At 62.7% G+C, this 18735-nt stretch carries 19 protein-coding genes and 1 pseudogene; 3 read left to right on the top strand and 17 right to left on the bottom strand.

Annotated elements, in window-relative coordinates; translation table 11 throughout:
* The first annotated feature begins 88 nt into the window (after positions 1–88).
* On the top strand, positions 89–1558 hold the full coding sequence (locus ACX80E_RS03945; RefSeq protein ID WP_459300601.1) for a TIGR01777 family oxidoreductase: 1470 nt from the start codon (positions 89–91) through the stop codon (positions 1556–1558).
* A gap of 121 nt (positions 1559–1679) precedes the next feature.
* Here the strand turns inward: ACX80E_RS03945 and ACX80E_RS03940 are convergent, their stop codons facing one another.
* Both ACX80E_RS03940 and ACX80E_RS03935 read right to left on the bottom strand, forming a co-directional pair.
* Positions 1680–2945, bottom strand: a complete 1266-nt coding sequence (locus tag ACX80E_RS03940) for an MFS transporter (RefSeq protein ID WP_459300600.1) — start codon at positions 2943–2945, stop codon at positions 1680–1682.
* A gap of 151 nt (positions 2946–3096) precedes the next feature.
* Complete coding sequence (locus ACX80E_RS03935; protein ID WP_459300599.1) at positions 3097–4005, bottom strand: LysR family transcriptional regulator ArgP; 909 nt, start codon at positions 4003–4005, stop codon at positions 3097–3099.
* Between the two features lie 70 nt (positions 4006–4075).
* Here ACX80E_RS03935 and ACX80E_RS03930 point away from each other — a divergent pair, with 70 nt between their 5' ends.
* Positions 4076–4696 carry a LysE/ArgO family amino acid transporter gene (locus ACX80E_RS03930; protein ID WP_459300641.1) on the top strand — a complete coding sequence of 207 codons (621 nt, stop codon included), beginning with the start codon at positions 4076–4078 and terminating at the stop codon, positions 4694–4696.
* Positions 4697–4897: 201 nt separating this feature from the next.
* Here ACX80E_RS03930 and ACX80E_RS03925 read toward each other — a convergent pair whose 3' ends face one another.
* The 11 genes and pseudogenes from ACX80E_RS03925 to ACX80E_RS03875 all read right to left on the bottom strand — a co-directional run.
* Positions 4898–5158 carry a helix-turn-helix domain-containing protein gene (locus ACX80E_RS03925; RefSeq protein WP_459300598.1) on the bottom strand — a complete coding sequence of 87 codons (261 nt, stop codon included), beginning with the start codon at positions 5156–5158 and terminating at the stop codon, positions 4898–4900.
* Between the two features lie 396 nt (positions 5159–5554).
* Positions 5555–5962 (bottom strand): hypothetical protein, encoded by a 408-nt coding sequence (locus tag ACX80E_RS03920; RefSeq protein ID WP_459300597.1) that lies wholly within the window; start codon positions 5960–5962, stop codon positions 5555–5557.
* An 83-nt stretch (positions 5963–6045) separates the two neighbouring features.
* Positions 6046–7077 carry a GmrSD restriction endonuclease domain-containing protein gene (locus ACX80E_RS03915; RefSeq protein ID WP_459300596.1) on the bottom strand — a complete coding sequence of 344 codons (1032 nt, stop codon included), beginning with the start codon at positions 7075–7077 and terminating at the stop codon, positions 6046–6048.
* Positions 7078–7137: 60 nt separating this feature from the next.
* Positions 7138–7953, bottom strand: coding sequence for an HAD family hydrolase (locus ACX80E_RS03910; protein ID WP_459300595.1), 816 nt, complete (start codon positions 7951–7953; stop codon positions 7138–7140).
* Positions 7950–9119, bottom strand: coding sequence for a cysteine protease StiP family protein (locus ACX80E_RS03905; RefSeq protein WP_459300594.1), 1170 nt, complete (start codon positions 9117–9119; stop codon positions 7950–7952). Before ACX80E_RS03905 ends, ACX80E_RS03910 begins: the two co-directional genes overlap by 4 nt.
* Positions 9116–10615 carry a phosphoribosyltransferase domain-containing protein gene (locus ACX80E_RS03900; RefSeq protein ID WP_459300593.1) on the bottom strand — a complete coding sequence of 500 codons (1500 nt, stop codon included), beginning with the start codon at positions 10613–10615 and terminating at the stop codon, positions 9116–9118. The genes ACX80E_RS03905 and ACX80E_RS03900 overlap by 4 nt, the downstream gene beginning before the upstream one ends.
* Complete coding sequence (locus ACX80E_RS03895; protein ID WP_459300592.1) at positions 10612–11805, bottom strand: HpcH/HpaI aldolase/citrate lyase family protein; 1194 nt, start codon at positions 11803–11805, stop codon at positions 10612–10614. Before ACX80E_RS03895 ends, ACX80E_RS03900 begins: the two co-directional genes overlap by 4 nt.
* 48 nt (positions 11806–11853) lie before the next feature.
* Positions 11854–12696, bottom strand: a complete 843-nt coding sequence (locus tag ACX80E_RS03890; protein WP_459300591.1) for a hypothetical protein — start codon at positions 12694–12696, stop codon at positions 11854–11856.
* A 9-nt stretch (positions 12697–12705) separates the two neighbouring features.
* Positions 12706–13257 (bottom strand): TerD family protein, encoded by a 552-nt coding sequence (locus ACX80E_RS03885; protein ID WP_459300590.1) that lies wholly within the window; start codon positions 13255–13257, stop codon positions 12706–12708.
* A complete protein-coding gene (locus ACX80E_RS03880; protein ID WP_459300589.1) occupies positions 13245–13802 on the bottom strand; it encodes a hypothetical protein in 558 nt (185 codons plus the stop codon). The genes ACX80E_RS03885 and ACX80E_RS03880 overlap by 13 nt, the downstream gene beginning before the upstream one ends.
* Positions 13803–13888: 86 nt before the next feature.
* Positions 13889–14125, bottom strand: a pseudogene (locus ACX80E_RS03875) (IS200/IS605 family transposase); the annotation flags it as partial.
* Positions 14126–14199: 74 nt separating this feature from the next.
* On the opposite strand from ACX80E_RS03875, the gene ACX80E_RS03870 reads away from it, so the two are divergent.
* Entirely contained in the window at positions 14200–15429 is a 1230-nt protein-coding gene (locus tag ACX80E_RS03870) for an RNA-guided endonuclease InsQ/TnpB family protein (RefSeq protein WP_459300588.1), read from the top strand.
* A 48-nt stretch (positions 15430–15477) separates the two neighbouring features.
* Here ACX80E_RS03870 and ACX80E_RS03865 read toward each other — a convergent pair whose 3' ends face one another.
* The 4 genes from ACX80E_RS03865 to ACX80E_RS03850 all read right to left on the bottom strand — a co-directional run bounded on the left by ACX80E_RS03865 (position 15478) and on the right by ACX80E_RS03850 (position 18719).
* Complete coding sequence (locus ACX80E_RS03865; protein ID WP_459300587.1) at positions 15478–16671, bottom strand: toxic anion resistance protein; 1194 nt, start codon at positions 16669–16671, stop codon at positions 15478–15480.
* A 143-nt stretch (positions 16672–16814) separates the two neighbouring features.
* Entirely contained in the window at positions 16815–17396 is a 582-nt protein-coding gene (locus ACX80E_RS03860; protein ID WP_459300586.1) for a TerD family protein, read from the bottom strand.
* 92 nt (positions 17397–17488) lie between these two features.
* Positions 17489–18070 (bottom strand): TerD family protein, encoded by a 582-nt coding sequence (locus ACX80E_RS03855; protein WP_459300585.1) that lies wholly within the window; start codon positions 18068–18070, stop codon positions 17489–17491.
* Positions 18071–18128: 58 nt separating this feature from the next.
* Positions 18129–18719: a TerD family protein gene (locus tag ACX80E_RS03850; protein WP_459300584.1), complete on the bottom strand. Its 591-nt coding sequence runs from the start codon at positions 18717–18719 to the stop codon at positions 18129–18131.
* Positions 18720–18735 lie beyond the last annotated feature (16 nt).

The following is an 18735-nucleotide window of genomic DNA, read 5'->3' as shown; positions in this document are numbered from 1 at the left end:
TTGAATCTAGCAAGGGGCACCGACATTCCTTGGCAAGGAAGGTCCAAGCATGGGGCAAGATGGAGGTGTTACCGACTTTGGAGGCATCATGAGCTCATTTCGCTATGTCACATCCATCCCGTATCCGCGCGCCGATGTCTTCGCCTGGTTTACCCGGCCCGGTGCGCTGGTCCGGCTCACGCCGTCGTTCTTTGGGACAATCCTGGCAGAACCCAGTGACGGAATTAATCCGGGCTCGACGGCGGCCATGGGTGTGGGTGCCCCGGGCGGGGTGGGCATGTGGCTGGGGTCGGCCGCCGGCAGTGTGCGTGGCTTGTTACCCGCCGCGCTGGCGGCAAAAAAGTGGACCCGGCCGGAATTTCGTTGGGATGCGCTGCACACGGAATTGGTGCCCGGAACAAGCTTTACCGACGTCATGGACAAGGGCCCGTTGGCCGCGTGGACGCACCGCCACACGTTCACCGACGGGGCACAGACCGGCACCACGCTGATGGTTGATGAGATCGACTATGAGCTGCCAGCCGTGGCGCGTGGGGAGTGGGCGCGCCAGCGGATGAACGCGGAACTTGAGCGCATGTTTGCGTTCCGGGAACGGCAACTGGTGGCCGACCTGGCATTTCATGCGGCTCATCCCGCGGAGCCGCTGACCATTGCGATATCGGGGGCTTCTGGCTTGGCGGGCGCGCAGCTGGGGGCGCTGCTGGCAGGCGGCGGGCACAAGGTGCTCAAACTGGTGCGCAGGGCGCCGCGGCATGCCGATGAGATTTTTTGGGACCCGGAGGCGGGGGCCATTGATGCCTTAGGCCTAGCCCAGTGCCGTGTGGTGATTCATTTGGCCGGGCACCCCATAGGCGGGCGGTTCACTCAGGCCACCAAGGATGCCATTTACCAAAGCCGAATTCTCGGTACCCGTTTGCTGGCGCAGACTCTGGCCGAGCTGGCGTCCGACGGCGTGGCACGGACACTTGTTGCTGGCTCCGCTGTGGGGTACTACGGGGCGGATGCGCATGCCGCAAGCGGGGTGCGGGCTTTGGTGGAAGCAGACCCTGCGGGCAGCGATTTTCTGGCCACGGTGTGCCGGGATTGGGAGGCCGCCTGCGCGCCGGCGGCCGATGCCGGGGTGAGGGTGGTGAATGTTCGCACGGGACTAGTGCTTTCGGCGGCCGGTGGCGTTTTACAGCGACTGCTTCCGTTGTACCTGGCAGCCGTGGGCGGGCCGCTGGGCGCCGAGCAGTGGCAAAGCTGGGTTGGCATTGATGACATTGCCGGGATTTTTGCCCACGCAGCGTTGACTCCCACAGTGGTGGGGGCCGTGAACGGTGTGGCTCCGCACCCCGTAACTGCCCAAGAGTTCGCACGCACCCTTGGCAAGGTACTGCGGCGGCCCGCAGCGCTGAAGGTGCCAGAACTGGGGCCCAAACTGTTGTTGGGTACTCAGGGGGCCGCCGAACTGGCGCTAGCCAATCAACGGGTTTCGGCGGCCAAAATCGAGGCCAGCGGCTACCAGTTCAGGCATTCAAGCTTGGAGCCAGCCTTGCGGCACATCCTGGGGGAGTAGCCGCTGGGACGGGTAGGGGCTGAGGTAGGGGGCTGGGGCTGATTCGGCACGCGAGGGCTGACTGTAGCCGCGAGATGCGTGGTTACCCGGGCCTCTATGTGGCTAAGGTCAGCGCTCGTGGTCAGCCAAGGGTGCCGGTGACGGACGGTGTTGGGGTTGGCTCCGGCGTCGAACGCAAGGCACGGAAACCAAGCACCACCACGGGAATCAGCACCGCCAAGGCCATGATGTTAACCCAGAGGAAGCCTCCCCAGGCCAGGACGGGGCCGGCAAGGGCCGCCATGCCGGCAGCCCCGAAGTTCATCAACATGTCATTCGCGCCTTGCAGCGGCACGCGCAGCTCGGTGGGGGCTGATTGGTTCAGTAGCGAGGACCCGCCAATCAGGCAGGCGGACCAGCCCAGACCCAGCATGGTCAATGCGAGCGACATCGGCAAGGGGTCGCTGCTGTCCGAGACCACCGCGCCGAGGCTGATGGCGGCCAGAAGTATGCCGCAACCCATGAACACCACCGGGACTGCGCCAAGCTTGTCCACCAGGATGCCAAATACCGGGCTGGCCGCGTACATGCCCAGGATGTGCAAGCTGATGACAATGCCAATGATCTCCAGGGTGTGTCCGTGGTTGTTCATGGCCACGGGTGTCATGACCATGACGCCCACCATGATGGCGTGCCCGCCCGTGACCGCCGCCAAAGCGAAAAGGGCCCGCGGATGGTGGGTGGCCAGCCGCAGCGCCCGCCACGCGCCATGCGTTTTGACGCGCGTTGGTGGTGCCTCCGTGGCGTCCTGGGGTGATGGTTGTGGCGTCAGGAAGAAGACGGCCACAACTAGGGCTGCCGTGACGAAGGAGATGAGCGAGAAAACGAAGGGCCCGGACAGCGGCACTAGGCCCACCTTGAGGCCCAGCAATCGGCCCGGTTCGGAGAGATTGGGCCCCGCCACCGAACCCACGGTGGTGGCCCAAATGACAATCGCCATGGCGCGCCCGGCCTTTTCCGGTGCAGCTCCGTCAACCGCTGCATAGCGTGCCTGCAGACCAGCGGCTGTGGCCGAACCAAAGAACAGCATGCCGGCGGCCATGAGCCAGAACTGGCCAAGACCGGCCGCCAACAAGACCAGGGCTGCACCCACGGCGCCCAGGGCAAAGCCGGCGCTCAAAGCCCAGCGGCGCCCGGCCCGGAGCGCCAAATTGGCCAACGGCACCGCAACCAGCCCGGCACCCAACGCCGAGGCTGTTTGCACAAACCCCGACGCCGCAGTGGTGCCCGCCAGTTGGGCCGCCAGGATGCCGCCCACGGCAACGCCCGAGGCAACACCCACCCCTGACAGCAGCTGGCCGATGACCAGCACGCTTTGGTTGCGGCGCTGGAGGGAAGGGTTGTTCATGGCGGGGATCCTTGGGTGGGTGCTAAGTGGTGGTGTTCGCCGGGAAGGGACGCACAAGGCGCCCCGAGGCAAAGCAAAACTCGTGTGACAGGGCAGTGCCCTGCCATGACTAACGTACAGGCTGGCCGGCCGCAACGAACCGCCGACAAGGTCAGCGCAACGCTCCGCCATTCTGGGCGAGCGCGGCAGCCGCCGTCGAGCGGACGGCCCGCGTCAGTGCGTCCAAGCCGGCTGAACTGACCTTCCAGCGCTGCCAGTACAACTGAACGCTGGACACCTGGCCGGGAACAAGCTCAACCAACGTCCCTGCATTCAGCCCGGCCCGGCAATGCGCTTCAGGCATAAGGCCCCAGCCCAGCCCCAGCGCGACGGCCTGGGCAAATTGGATGGTGTCCGGGATGAAATGCTGGGCGCCACTGAGCGGGGCCCCTGTCATGGTGGCGAGGAAATTGCTTTGGAGGGTGTCGCTACGGTCGAACTGCACGGCCGGTGCCGAGGGGAAAAGTTCGACCGAGAACCCCTGCGGAAACCACCTCTGCATGAAATCTGCGGAGGCCACGGCCCGGTAGGTCATGGCACCCAGCGGCACCACGGAGCAGCCTTGCACGGGGTCGGCGCTTGCTGTGACGGCCGCCATGACTTCGCCGGAGCGCAACAGCGCCACCGAATGGTGCTCGTCTTCGCGCACAATTTCAAAGCTCAGGTGCTCGGTGGGCGGCACGGCCGCCAGCGCCCCCATAAACCAGGTGGCCAAGGAATCTGCGTTGACCACCATGGCAATGGCGCGTTGATGTGCTGCCGTCAACCCCAGCTCCGCTGCCGCATCGGCCTCCAGCGCCAGCAGCTGGCGGGCCAGTTTGTGCACGATGACCCCGGCCGCGGTGACAGCAATCGGAGCGGTGCGTTGCAGCAGGACTTGCCCGGCAGCCTGCTCCATCGCCTTGATGCGCTGCGAAACAGCCGAAGCGGTGACGTGCAAGTGCTGGGCCGCGGCGTCAAACGTGCCGTAGTCCAGCACCGCCAAGAAGGTGCGCAACTGTTCGGTTTGAAAAGCGACCATTAGATTTCCTTATGTATCACGCAAATAATTAGCTGTACTGTCCTGTGTGAGTCTAGTAGTTTCAATACTTATGACGCCACTGGAACTTTTCGCCACTTTTGCCACAGGCCTTGGGGCAGGCCTAGCCCTCATCATCGCCATCGGCGCCCAAAATGCGTTTGTGCTGCGCCAGGGCATTCGGGGTGAACACGTGGTGCTGGTGGTCTTGGTCTGCATGCTCAGTGACATCGCACTGATTGTGGCCGGCATCTTTGGCATTGGCGTGGTGATTACCGCCGTGCCCGCGGTGGTTGTGGTGATCAGGCTGGCCGGGGCCGCATTCCTCATCGCCTACGGAGTCTTGGCCGCCAAGCGGGCAATGCATCCGGGCACACTACGCGCCAGCACCCAAACGGGGACCTTGAGCAAGAAGGCTGCGCTGATCACCGTCCTGAGCCTGACCTGGTTGAACCCGCACGTGTACCTCGATACCGTGCTGCTCCTAGGGACGCTCGCCAATCAGCATGGAGAGTTGCGCTGGTGGTTCGGTGCCGGGGCCGTGCTTGGCAGCGTGATCTGGTTCAGTGCCTTGGGCTACGGCGCCAGACTCCTGCGCCCGGTATTCGCCAAACCAGGTGCGTGGCGCGTGCTGGACGGGCTGATAGCCGCCGTCATGCTGTTCCTGGGTATCAAGATGGCATTGGGCGTCTAACCTGCGGCACAGCTCCGGCCCGTTGCGGGCGCCGAGCGGTGGCCCCTCACGCTAGCCGTTCGACGGCGCCGTTGACGTGCGCGCCACGAGTCGGGTGGGGACCTTTTGCGCTGCGACCGGTGGATTGGTGCCAGAAATCTGTCCCAACAACGCTTCCAGGCAGAGCCGGCCCACCGTCTGGAAGTCTTGATGCACGGCGCGTCATCGGCGGCCGAGTTCGTGCGGGGCCCGCTTGGCGCCGCCGTCCTGGTCGGTGTCTACCCCGACGTATCCGAACCTCGGGTTGGAGTAGCCGGCATCCGCTGCAGCCGACACTACGGCATCGAGTGTCTTGTTGTTGCCGAAGCTTGAAAGCGTAAACACGATGACGCCGATGGACTTGAACGGCCCATTCTTGAGGGCGCGCGCTGCCCTGTTGGGTCTGGAAGCTAGGAACGTCATGGCAAGTTCCACCGTGGCCACGTCAGCAGTTGACGGCCCTCGGCTGGCCCGTGACGCCTTGACGCCGTGACGCCTTGACCGGTGAGGAATCGGGTGTGGGCAAGAATGTGCCAGCAACACTCATCGTGTTCCCGTGCGTAAATGTTTCAAAGATTGATCCAAGGACACAATGACAACGATGTCTGCAGCGACGATTGGCACAGGGGCGGTGCGGCGCGCCAGCAATCTACTCCATCTCTTTGAGCCTATTCGGGGATCGAAGGGTCGAGCACAAGCTTCTGGGCAGGGTGCCACCGCCACGTGTGGTGAGCTGCAGGGTTTGAAAGTCACAAGCGAGTAGTACCACCAGGGAGGGGCCGGATGACGCTCCTCCAAGGCCAATTCGGAGGCTAACCAGAGTTCTAAGCAGCTGAAGGTCTAGATGAAGTCCATCTCCACCTGCAGGAATGATTCGGCCGACATGATGGCCTGGGCAAAGGCTTCGTCCTGAGTGGGGGACTGTTTGGGGGTGCGCAAATACCATTCGTGCGTGGTGGTATGGACGCGCAGCACCCCTCCGCCAGCAGGGGCGTAGAACAAGGCAAACCGTTGCACTGGCCATTCGGCGCTGGTTTCAATTCCGACCAACAGCGCAGCGTTCAGTGCCGGGTTGTACCATTGCGCAATGGGCCGGCGCCGGTCCTCAAAAAACAGTCCCGCAGCGTAGCGGCTGGCCACCGTAGGTCCCAAGTCAGCGCATAACCGTTCACGCCATAACGTCAAGATTTCCGTGTCATGGCGTTGCCACATTGCTGGGACCAAGGGCCGGTCGCTGTGTGAGCTCACACACCAATTTTAGCTATTACTGTGCTAGTTGCTAGGGGGGAATCTAAATTCGGCGCGGAACCGGCCTCCGCGCCGAAACAAAGCTATTCGCAGGCTACGCCGTCGCCGTCGCGGTCCATCGTGGAATTGTATCCCGGCTGGCCGGCAGACAGGGGGGCCGCACCGGCCGCACGCACGGCCGAACAGTTCTTGTAGAAAACATCCGGCACCTGCACCAGCGGGGCGGCGGGGGGCACAATGACCGGCTGTGGCTGCTGCACGGCAGGGGGAGCCGTTTGGTTGGTGGGCACTTCAATGCCCACACAGTTGCCCAGGACCTTCGCCATGGCGTCATGCTCGGCCTGGGTGACCCACAATGAGTAGGTGGCCTTGACGGAAATCTGCCGGGCCACGTAGTCGCAGCGGTAGCTCTTGTTCGCCGGCAGCCATGTTGCAGCGTCACCGGCGCCCTTTTGTTGGTTGGCTGGGCCGTCCGCCGCCACAAGGTTCAAGGGATCGTTGGCGAAGGCGGTGCGCTGATTGGCTGTGAGCTGTTGGGCGCCCTTCTGCCAGGCATCATTGAGCGCCACGACGTGGTCAATCTGGACTGCACTGCTGGTGGCGGTGCCGCGCACAAAATCAATGGTGGCGGCTGTGTACGGATCCGCCAAAATGCCTGTCAGTACCACGCATTCGCTGGTTCCGGGCTTGAAAGTCTTGGCCGTCAGGTCCCTGTTGAGGATGTCATTGCGGGTATCGCAGCCGTTCCTGTCCACATCGGCCCACGCCTGACCAAACTCCTCCCGGCTGTAGCCGGTCTTGGGGGCCCTGCCCTTGATGGGAAGTGTGGCCAACACAGCCACGGCTTTCGCCGCAAAGGCGGGCTGAACGTTGGCGGCAAAATCGGCGCCGCCGGCGTCAGGTACCTGCTCGCCGGCAAGGGCGTCCGTGTCGGTCTGAGTGGGTGTTGGCGCCGGAGCCGGCGTTGGGTCCTGTGGTGGGACGGCCGACGCCGGTGCTGGCGCGGGAGCCGGAGCGCCGCCACACGCTGTGCCTAGGCATAAAACGGCAGCCAGGACCGAGCCAAGGATGGCTTCGGTGGCCCCCAACGAGCGGGTGTTGCGTGCAGGCGACAAGGCAGAGTTCTCCCCAGATAACGGATTGCGGTGAAGCTCCAGACTACCGCCAGCCAGCGCCTAGGCGGCTGTGACCTCGGCCAGGATGCTGCGCAGGATTTCTTCCCCAGCCAAGATGCCCCGCACCGAGGTGAGTCGAAGATGGGCGGCCAGGTAGCCGACGTCGTGCAACTCACCGTGGATGGGCCGGAAGGCAAGGTGGGCGTCGGCGAGCATGTCCCGGTCCAGCAGTGAGTCCCCTGCGGCGATGACAGTCCCGGCCCCGGTGCGGCGGGCAACCTCGGCCAGGGCAGCGCTCTTGTTGATGGGCAGGGGGACGCAATACAGCTTGCGGCCCTGCACCGAGACGGCCCAGCCAGCGGCCGTGCACCTGTGGGTCAGCTCGGTGAGAAACGCCTCGGGCATGGCGTCGCGGTCAATGATCGCGTAGACAAAAAGGTCCTCGGCACGGCGCAACCGCAGGATCCAGGCGGAAAAATCGGGGTTGGCAAGGTAGGCCTCAATGGTCTCCAACGGGGCGCAGGCCGCGGCCATCCGAGCCGTGAGTTGCTCATTCCAGGCCGCATCCGGTGCCCCGTGGTGCAGCAGTACCCCGCCGTTGGAGGTGATGGCGTACTCGGGGACGGGTCCTGGCAGTTGCACGCGCTCATATTGGGCCTGTGTGCGGGTGGTGACGGGCACGAACGTGGCCGCACGCTTGAGCGCCAGTAAGTGTTCCTGGGCTTTGCGGGTCATGAAGGACAGGGGTGCGCCGTCATACACTTCGGCCACCACCATGGCCGGGGCATCCTTGTCGGCGCCCGTAAGCCAGAGGGCGTTCTTGGAGTAGATCAGCGTCCGGTCAAGATCGCAGGCCGCCAAAGTTGTGGTGTTCATGCGTTGTGTACTGCCTTACCGTCGGCGCCCACGGCGCTTTTATCGAAGTGGGGGTGGATCAGCCCAACACAGCTGTAGGGCAGATGCGGCACCTGCTCCACCGGAACCCCGCGTTGTTCGGCCAGCAACAGCACATGGGCCACGTCGGCCATGGCGTCGGGGTTGACCAGCACGCGCCAGGGGACTCGGCGCAACAGCACCCTGGTGGTTTCGCCCACGCCCGGCTTGACCAGGTTGACGTTGTTGATCCCGTATTCGGTACTGATCCGCTCCACTGCCTGCCACCCAAGCCAGGTGGGGGCCGGGTCCGTGGCTGTGTGCTGCGCCAGCTGCTGTGCGACGGCGGGTTGAACGCGGGTGAAGTGTGAGCAGATGGCGGCCAGGAAGTCGTTGGAAACGTCGGCGGGAGACAGTTCCGCATAAAATTTGGCACCGTGAAAATCGTGGGGGCCAATATGGTCCGTGTTAAACACTGTGCGTGAAACCAGGCCGGACACCGTGGAATTCAGGCAGGCCGACGGGATGAGGTAGTCCTCCCGGGTGCCGAACATGGACACGCACTGCCCGGGATCGGCCAACACGGCAAGACCATCGGGAAAACGGACACCGTCACTGGCGGCAAAGGCTTCCAGGGCGTCGCTGAGCTCGCGCGATATGGCGCCCTTGCCCGTCCAGCCGTCTACAAAAAGTATCCGGGCCGGATCAAAATTCGCCGCCAAGTAGCGCAGCGCCGTTTGATCCAAACCCACGCCGCGCACAATGCTCATGGTGAAATGTGGCAGGTCCAGGCCATGAACCTGCTGCGCCCAACGGCGCATCAAAATGCCGATGGGTGTGCCGGCGCGGGCCAGGGACACCAAGACAGGCTGATTATTGCGTGCAGCCAGGGCCAACTCGGTCACCACGCCCACGGCCGTGGCGATCCGCTCCCCGGCGCGCTCCACGGCCTGCTCATACAGGGCCTGGTATTCGGGGCTGGGCATGTACTCAACAGGCAACGATTCGGCATAGTTGGCCGCACCCGATTGGATGGCGTGCTCACGGTCGGCTGTTGGTGCCTCCAGGGCGAGGTGGCTCAAGTCCTTCAGCAACCAGGTGACTTCACTGGTCGGGTAGGAGCCAAAGTCCGGCCCGGTCAGGGGTGATGGAAGGGGGAACTGGCTCATATCTGGTCCTCTGTGGAGGTGGGGGAGGGTGCGTCAACGGGCAGCAGCACCACCACAACGTCGTCGGCGGCCGCTTGCAGGGCCCCCGCCAGCGGTGGAAGACCGGACGCCGGGTCGCCGTGCAGCACGGCGTGGCGATTGGTGCCCGGCTCCGGGAACACCACTATGGTGCCGGGGCGTTGGCCCGCTCCGTTGAGGTTGTACGCGAAACGCACGCCCGGGCCATCGAGGGTTAGGTCGTGGCTGGCAAAGGTCAGCGCCCCGGCGATGGCGTAGTCGTCCCGCTCGAGCGGGACTATGGGGGAGCGGGTGGTGGTGGAAAAACGCACAGCAATGCCCGGGAGCATGGCGGCCAGCACATCGGCAACAGCCAGCGGCAGGAACATGTTTTCCTCGGTCCCCACCACAACCACGGGACCGTGCAAATCCTGGCCACTGAGATGTTCGGCGACCTGGCCAGCAACCAAGGCGATGGTGGCCTCCGACGGCGAGGAGGCATTGCCAAATCTGTCGCTGCGGACAGGGTCAACGTCCCATGCTGAGAGTTCGAGCATGGACAACCTGCCAGCCTTCACCTCCGGGGCAACCGGCTGGGGCAAGGTGGCCATGAGATCTGCGGCTTGTTCCAAAATGCCGTCCTCGAGTTCAACCCGGCCTGTTCCCAGCGCGGCCACGGCGATGCGGCAACCCAGCTGCTGAGCCAACGCCTCAAAGCGTGCCCTGTCGGCATCGCTGCGAAGATCAATCAGGGCCGCCACCACATACACGGGGTGGGGGATGAGGGCGTGCAGCTCGCGGATGGTGTTGATGACTGTCGATCCCGTGCTGAGCTCGTCGTCGACCAGAATCACGGGCCCGGCACCATCAAACCAGTGCGGATCTGTGGGCACCAGATTGTGTGAGGTGGCGTGCGAATGCCCCTCCTCAAAGCCGGCCGCGGACTGGATCCCCGGGGTGGCGTGACGGGTGGAGTGGATATAGTAGGCGCCCAGCGCATTGGCCACCAGCCGCCCCAAGCCTGTCGCCGTTTCTGCATAGCCAAGGACCACGGTGCCCGGACGCTGCGTGCGCATGCCCGCAAACTGCCCGGCAAGAGCGGTGATGGCTTCCTGGCGATGCCCTGCCGGGCTATGCAGGACAGCCGTCAGTTGCGCGGCGGCGTCAGCCAAGGTTTGGTCAGGCCAGGCGTCGACGGGCATGGCCAGGCGATCACCGGCATCGTAGGTGAGCCGCGACAGCTGCTTGGCAACGAAGGCGCCCAACAACTCCCCGGCCGCGATGACCAGGGCAGGCTCGGTGGGGATGTGTTTAGCCAGGACTGTGGAGACCAGAAGGTGTGCCCGCTTGGGGTTGCGGCGCAGGGCCAGACCAACCAGGTCCTGCACTGCTACGGCGCTGGCAGGGTCCGAGTGGATGTGCACGTTGAGCTGCTCGGCGACGAAGCCGCCGCCCCAGGCCGGCTCTGGCCGTGCCGGGTCAGTGGTGGAAGTGTTCATCTCATGCTCGCTTCCAGAAGGTCCACGAACGTGACGTTGGTGGCGGAAACACCAAAGGCGTCGGCTCTCAACAAGGTCCGTTGGGCCCAGGCTTGGTGTGGTTTCATCTCGTTCATCTTGTTCCTGTAGGGGGACGCCGCGGCGCCGCCGCCAACGTTTCCGGCGATGGCCAGCGCGTCAAGGTATTCCTCGTGGCTGACAACGCTCATGGCATGCACCAACGCCACATGGGAGGGGTGGATGAGTGTTTTGCCCAACAATCCGTTGGCCAGATCCAGCTCAATCTCACGTATCAAGGTGTCAAGGTTCGCTGTAATGATGCGCTGGCGCAGTTCTTGTTCCTGTTCGCCGGCAAACGGTGTGACGCGCAGTTGCGGGCGTAGCACCCGCTCGGTGTTGGAGTAATGCTCCCAGACGGGACCGGAGATGACAAAGCCACCCTGTGGCCGCCCAAGCACGTTCACGATGTCGCCAATGACCCCCGCCACCACGTTGACGTCGTAGATGGTCAGGTCGCGGGAGCGGCGCAATCCAAAGGCACTGGACATGTCTGTGGCGCCTATCCGCACCGACAAAATGTCCTCACGGTTGGCGGCCAGCAACTCATAGATGTTCAGCAGCGCAGCGGCGCGGGTCTCCACATGGATCACCGCCGACGATTCCAGGATGGGCATGACGCGCAGCCTGTGTCCCGGCGTGCCATCGGTGCGTTGGGCGCCGTCGAGCCCCAACTCGGTTTGAACAACGTGCAAGGCGTCCAAGAAGGCGGCCCCCGTGCCCGACTCGTTGTCGAACTTGGGGATCACAAAACCAGTGAGCAGGGCTGTGGAGGCACCAGCACGGCGGGCCACCGAGAGCATCTGCTCGGGGGTGCGCACGCGCACAAACAGCAACGGCAGATCGTGGTGGTGCCCGGCCAGCGAACGCAGGGTGGAGATGACGTTGTCCTCGGCCCCGGGCACTTCGCCGTCGGAGATGGAATCTTCAAGGCACAGCACCATGGAAACACAGCCCAGATCGCGTTGCCGCAGGACATCCTTCACCAGATCCAGCCGGTTTGCCGGGGTGTACAGGGTGCCGCCCAGCGCCACCGCGAGAAATTCCCGGGTGCTGTGCGCACTAACCTCCGCGGGGAGGCGGTGGAAGAGCTGGGCGGACTGGGAGTCGGTCAGAGAGCGGAAATGTCGCATTAGCCCTTTCAAGCTGGGGCAGGGTGGGTGACCCTGCGGAGACGGAAACTAGCGCCCGTAGGCGGAGGTGGGTGCCCTGTGTGTCATGGAGAAATCGAATTCCTGCCAGATCTGCAGATCGGGCCAATCGTGCGGCACAGGTTCCGCCCGAAGCTCCAGCACATTGCCGATCCTGTGCACCAGCAGCACTATTTGCGTGCCCTCGGTGGCCGGCGGCACGGCAACGGATGCGCCCGAAAACAGCCTCACACCCATGGCGGCACTGCTTCGGTTGATAAAAATGGCGCGACGCAATTCACGCACATGACGCAAAGTAACCACCGCGTCCTTGCCGTGATACCCCACCAATTCACGGTTTCCGGCTGTCATGACGGGGGTTCCGGCGTGGTGGCCGTCGACAGTTTGCCCGCCCGTCACCCGGCGCACACTTTCCCACGCCACTGCTGAGCAACCGGTGACAACCAGGGTGCCCACGGCCGACTCCATGGCAGATAACCGCAGCACCCGTGCGGCCAGGTTCAGTTCATACAGGTCCGCGATTCCCGGGGCGGGGAAGAGCAGCTGGACCTCGTGGTCCTCGTTCCGGGCCTTCTCACGCTGGGCCGTCAACTTTTGTGCCCGCCCGTCAGTGGCCGACGCCGGGGCCGCGCCTCCCAGCACCAGGCCGGGTGAACGCTGGCGGTCCGGGGCAGCACTGGCCGTTGCGGGACGCAGCGTCAGCGACGGGCTGGCCGCGGCCGGACGACTGGGGGCCGCAGCCGGAGTAGCTGCCGGAGTAGCAGCTGGGGCCGGGGCGGCAGCGGCGGCGTTGGAGGTGCCTTGAGGGCGGCCCGGCTTTATCCGCCGGCGCAGAAAGGGCAGATCGGTGCGCGGGGTTGCGGAAACATTCACCAGGCAGCCCTACAGCCTAATTCCGTAGTCCTTGGCCACTCCGGCCAAGCCGGTGCTGTAGCCCTGGCCCAGGGCCCGGAATTTCCAGTCCGTGCGGTGCCGGTACAGTTCACCAAAAATCATGGCCGTGACAGATGCCAGTTGGATCGCGGCGATGTCAAAGCGCACCAGCTCGCGGTTTTGTGGATTTGCGACACGGATGTGGGAGCTGCGCACCGAGGTAAACGTCCCCTGGCCGCGAACGTCAGGATCAACGTAGGCAAGGAAAATAATCTTGGCAACATCCGCCGGGACCTGGTCGAGCAGGACATCAATCTGCTCTTGATCCGAGTCACCAATGAACGTCATGGACTCATCCGCGCTCACCAGTTGGTTGAAAAAGACCAGATGGTCATTGGAGATGGCCTTGCCGTCCACGTCGCACATGAGAGCAAAAGGCACCAACTCCACCTGCGGGCCATTGCTGGGGATCGTGTCCCAACCCATGGCCACCACTACGTGGTCAAGACCCGGATTTTCAGCTGTCAGGGCGGCATTTGCCCCCGCTACTAGTGCTGCCAACGTTGGCCCTCCAAACGCAATGGGTCCCCTTCTTGAGCTGGTTGTTGAAGTTGCAAGGCAACATCTTGGGCGGAGAATTTATCGGCCAAAAAACGCCCGTGGGTGGAGAGTTCCTCCACGGCGCCAATACGAATCTGGTTCAGCAAGTCCGCAAGAGTCTCCTCAAGGGTGGCCAGCTGCTCCGCAAACATGAACGTTGCCGGTGATTCCTCGTCATGGTGGGCCTGGGGCAAGGCCAGGTACGCCTGCAAGGGGGTCGGCACATAGCTGCAGATCATGGCGTTGAGCAGCACCCGCTGCTCCGTTGAGCAGCCGCGGACACTAATATCGGCCACGGCCTCCTGCATGAGGTCGCCCAGATGGCGCAACTGAGACATCAGCAGTGGAGGCAGTTTGCTTCCCGCCCGGCGCGCGGCAGAGCGCAAGCTGTCCACAGCTACGCCCATCTCGGCAATCTCCTGTGCCACGGGATCTACTGCGGGGAGGTCTGGCACCTGCGGTGCTGAACCGGCACCAAACCTGCCCGCCACAAAACGGCCAATCATCGCACTACCCTTGCTTCGTCGTCGTACGTTCTAGGCTACCTGAACGGCGAGAGTGTTCCATCCTTTAGGGCGGGGGAGAATCGCTTCTAGCGTGTGGGCTTGTTTTGGTTCTCGTTGTACTTCTTGACCGTGTCCAGGGGTGTGCCCTGGGGTGCGCCGCCTACTGATCCTGCGAAGTATGACCAGACGCCCTTGATGTAGTGAACGAGTTTCGTCAGGGAGACCTTGGGCGGGAAGTGCACGAGCAGGTGAACATGGTCTGGCCAGGTGTTGGTATCTGAAAACGCGGACTCCGCTTCTAGTGTCAAGTACCAGATACGTGAGCGGCATCTGGGGACGGTGGCATGGAAGTTCGTTTTCGTCCGTCAATGTCAGAGCCTGGTGATTGACTGGATGCATGCTCCGTTACCGTTACAGGGTGTACCCGACCCTAGACCAACAGCAGGCTATCAGCCGGTTGTTGGGTTGCGTGCGGGTGGCTTTCAACGATGCCCTGGCCCTGCGAAAGGCCAATTACGCCCAGACTGGCATGCACCTTTCCAGCAAAAACGTCAGTGCAGCGTTGACGGCTTCCAAGCGGACACCGGAACGCCAATGGTTGAACGAGGTCTCGGCTGTTCCGCTTCAACAAGCCCTCCGTGACCTGGATACTGCGTACAAGAACTTCTTCTCCTCCGTGGCCGGGAAACGTAAAGGTGCCAGGATGGCCCCGCCCCGATTCCGTAAGAAAACTTCGTCCGGGTCGGCCCGTTTCACCAGCAATGCTCGATTCGGTGTGAGGCAGGTCAACACCAGCAAGGCATTGCTGACTCTGCCTAAGATCGGGGAACTGCGGGTGGCCTACTCCAGAACCTTGCCGGCCCCGCCCACCTCGGTGACACTGATCAGGGAGGCTGACGGACGCTACTACGCTTCCTTTGTCGTCAATCCCGACCCCGCCACCACGGCAGCCCCCACCAGTACACGCGCGGCGGGGTTGGATTTGGGCCTGACCGACTTCGCAGCCATTGTTTACAGTGATGGAACCCGGGAGAAAATTCCGGCTCCCACGTTTTACCGCAAGGCCGCGCGCAAACTGGGCCGTGCTCAACGTGAACTCGCTCGACGCGTGAAGGGTTCAAAGAACCGGGCCAAATCCCGTATCAAGGTCGCCAAGATTCATGCAATGATTCGTGATGACCGCCAAGACTTCACCCGCAAGATTGCAGTACGACTGGCCCGCGAAAACCAAACGGTAGCCATCGAAACACTCAATATCAAAGGTCTGGCCCGTACCCGACTGGCCAAATCCATCCACGACGCTGGGTGGGGTGCCTTCATCAACGACCTCACTCACGCCGGCCAAAAATGCGGGGCCACCATCATTGGCATCAGCCAGTGGGAACCCACCAGCCAGGTCTGTTCAGTGTGTGGCACCAAGAACGGCAAGAAAGCACTCAGCATTAGGGCTTGGGAATGCCCCGAATGCAGCACCCTTCTCGACCGCGACTACAACGCCGCGCTGAACATCATGCTCGCCGCAGGACTTGCGGAGAGCCTAAACGACTGTGGAGGGAACATCAGACTCCAGCTCGCCGGAGCAGTCCCCCAAGAAACAGTAACCACCCGCCTGGTGACCGCCGCCTAACAGCGACAGCCACCAAGGGAATCCTCTTCCTTCAGGAAGGGGAGGACGTCAATCCCGATCGGACTGGCGTGACCGCTCCAGGTACGGCTTGGCCTTGGCCAGGCCATCCTCGAGGGCGTGCACCGTGCCCTCCATGTTCTTGGCGGCGGAGGCCCGGAACGTGTCAATGGCATCCATGGTCTCAAAGACGTTGTCGAAGGCCTTTTGCAGCGTCTCAACACTGACACCGGAGCTGGAAGCCTGCTCGTGAATGCGCACCGTCTGATCCTTGAGCATTTCACTGGTCTTCAAAATCATGTTGTTCGTGGTGGTGTTGATGGCGTCGATCTGATCCAGCACCATCTTCTGGTTGGCCAAGGCCTGGGCAACAATGACGGCAGTGCGCAGCGCCGAAATGGTGGTGGTGCGGGCCCTGTCAACGCCCTTGATCAGTTCAAGGTTGTTTTTGCGGATCAAGTCCATGGCCAGGTAACCCTGAACCGACACTGCCAGCTGGGTCAAGATGTCCTGATGGCGCTGGCGGATGGGGAAAAGCACATCCGCCTCAAGCTTCTGGGCCTGCTCAATCTGGCCGGAGGCGCGGGTGGCGTCGATCTTCTCAACGCAGGCACCATCCAAGGCCTTGGCGAACACGGCATACTCGCTCAGGCTCTGCATGGTCTCCCAGAGTTTGACCTTTTCCCCGGCCAAGGAAGCGTTGTCCTTGAGGAGTTCGTCCTGGCCGGCCATGAGGGACTTGATGATGGCGTCGAGCTGGGTCTGAGCCGACTCATACTTCTGGAAGTACTTGGCTAGCTTGTTCCCGCCCGGGATGAAACCGAGGATCTTCCTGCCAACGCTGAGATCGGCGTTGTTGGGGGTCAGGTCCTCAACGGTTGTGCGCAGATCATTCAAGGTGCCGGCCACATGGGCTTGGGCGCCGTTGCCGCCCTTCTTGGCACCGGCCATGGAGGTGGTGGACCTCTCCAGCATGCGGCTGGAGGCGTCCGAGGAGGTTGTCATCTCCGAGCCGGCCAGCTTGGAAATGCCGTCGACCTTGCTGGTGAATTCGGGGCTGCGCGCATCGAAGCTGGCGATCTCCGCAATGAAATCCTGGGCCTGGCGGCTGATCTCCGCCTGACGGTCTGCGGGGACGGGCACCATGCCGGGGGCCTCTTCGGCCACAACAATGTCGGGGGCGTCGGGGGCCTTCAGGACAAGTGCTGTTTCGGTTTCGGTGGGAGGGGTCAAAGGTGAAGTCATGGTGGGATCCAATTTCCAGTTGCCAGGGGTAACGTGATTGCGTGAGAGGCCGGGAGCGGGTCGATGGTCCTGGGACCGGTCGTCTGGGCCCACGCCTCCGAGGGCCCCACTGCGAGCTTGCGAGCAGTGGGAGGAGGTGGGGACTAGCCCATGGGTACGCCGAAGTCGGAAACAATTCCGGCCAGGCCTGAGGCGTAGCCCTGGCCCACTGCCTTGAACTTCCATTCGGCACCGTTGCGGTAGATCTCGGCAAAGAGCATGGACGTTTCCGGTGCTGCGTCTTCGCTGAGGTCAAAGCGAACGATCTCCTGATCGTTGCTCTGGTTGATGACACGGCAGTATGCTCCGCGAACCTGGCCAAAGTTCTGGCCGCGCGTATCTGCCTGGTCGATGGAGACAACAATGACAACGCGCTCAACATCGGCGGCCACCTTTGTCAGGTCGATCAGGATCTGCTCGTCGTCGCCCGCGCCTTCACCTGAACGGTTGTCACCGAGGTGGGTGACCGAGCCGTCCTTGGCTGCAGGCTGGTTGTAGAAGATGAAGTCATCGGCTGAACGAACCTTGCCGTTGGCGGCGACCATGAGCGCCGAGGCGTCCAGGTCAAAGGACTCGCCCGTTGTGGTGCGCGGGTCCCAGCCCAAACCAACCACAGCCTGCTGCAAGCCGGGATCAGTTTTGGTCAGTGAAAGGTTGTTGCCCTTTGCAAGCGTCAATCCAGCCATGAAATCTTGTCCTTACGTTGTAGATCTTCGGGGTGGCTTTATCTTCTCAAGAAAACCGGTGCCGTGCCCTGAGTTGGGCGAAGCATCAAAAGTTAGTCAAGAGCAATTCCGTAGTCAGTGGCGATGCCGTGCAGCCCGCTCGCATACCCTTGGCCAACGGCGCGGAACTTCCACTCTGCACTGTGGCGGTAGATCTCGGCAAACACCATGGTGGTTTCCGAGGCTGCGTCTTCGGAGAGGTCGTAGCGAACAATCTCCGCGTCGTTGTCCTGGTTAACCACGCGGCAGTAGGCGTCACGGACCTGACCAAAGTTCTGCCGGCGCGCATCAGCTTGGTCAATGGAGACAACAATGATGACGCGGTCAATGTCCGCCGAGACGGTGCCGAGATCAATCAGGATCTGCTCGTCGTCACCGTCGCCTTCACCCGTGCGGTTGTCGCCCAAATGCTTGACCGAGCCGTCCTTGGCTTCGAGCTGGTTGTAGAAGATGAAGTCATCGTTGGAGCGAACCTTGCCGTTCTGGCCAATGAGTAGTGCCGAGGCGTCCAGGTCGAAGGCTTCCCCGCTGGTGGTGCGGGGGTCCCAGCCCAGACCAACCACGGCCTTGCTCAAGCCGGGGTCCGCCTTGGTCAGTGACAGGTTGTTGCCTTTGGAAAGCGTTAGAGATGCCATGAAAACTAAAACTCCTTAGATACGAAGTTGTTGAAACAAATGTCCTGTTGGCGAAACCCTACAGGGCGCTGGCGGCAGGTTGGATCAAATCCATAACTGTGCGGCCGTTTGCACGCTCACCAATGGCTGTGAACGTCCAACCGGCAGCTTCACGGGAGACCTTGGCCATGACCATGGCGGTGTGCGTGCCAGCATCCGTCAGCTGGAAGCGGGCAACCTCGGGCGAACCGGGTGTGGAGTCATCCACCAGACGGCAGAAAGCATTCTCCACTGTGTCAAAGGTTTGGCGGCTGTAGCTGCTGATAACAAACACGATCTGGGTGACAGCCGGTGAAACCTTTGTCAGATCAACCAGGATGACCTCGTCGTCGCCGTCGCCCTCGCCCGTCAGGTTGTCACCTGTGTGTTGGGTTGAGCTGTCCTTGCTTTTGAGCTGGTTGAAGAACACTGTGTCCACGGCGTTGCCGGTGGCGTCGAAGAGGATCGCCGAGGCGTCCAGATCCACCTCGCCGGCCTTCTTCATGCCGAACAGGCCGCGCTTGACTGGCGCAGCCGAATCCCAGCCCAGACCCATGCGCACACGGGTGAGGGAGCCGCCGTCGTTCTTCTTCAGTGAAAGTGACTGGCCCTTTTGTAAGCTGAGTCCCATAACGTTTTGCTCCTTT

The organism is Arthrobacter sp. TMN-49 (assembly GCF_054511095.1).
Note: the sequence above shows the minus strand (reverse complement) of the source record. Positions and strands in the feature narration are given on the sequence as shown.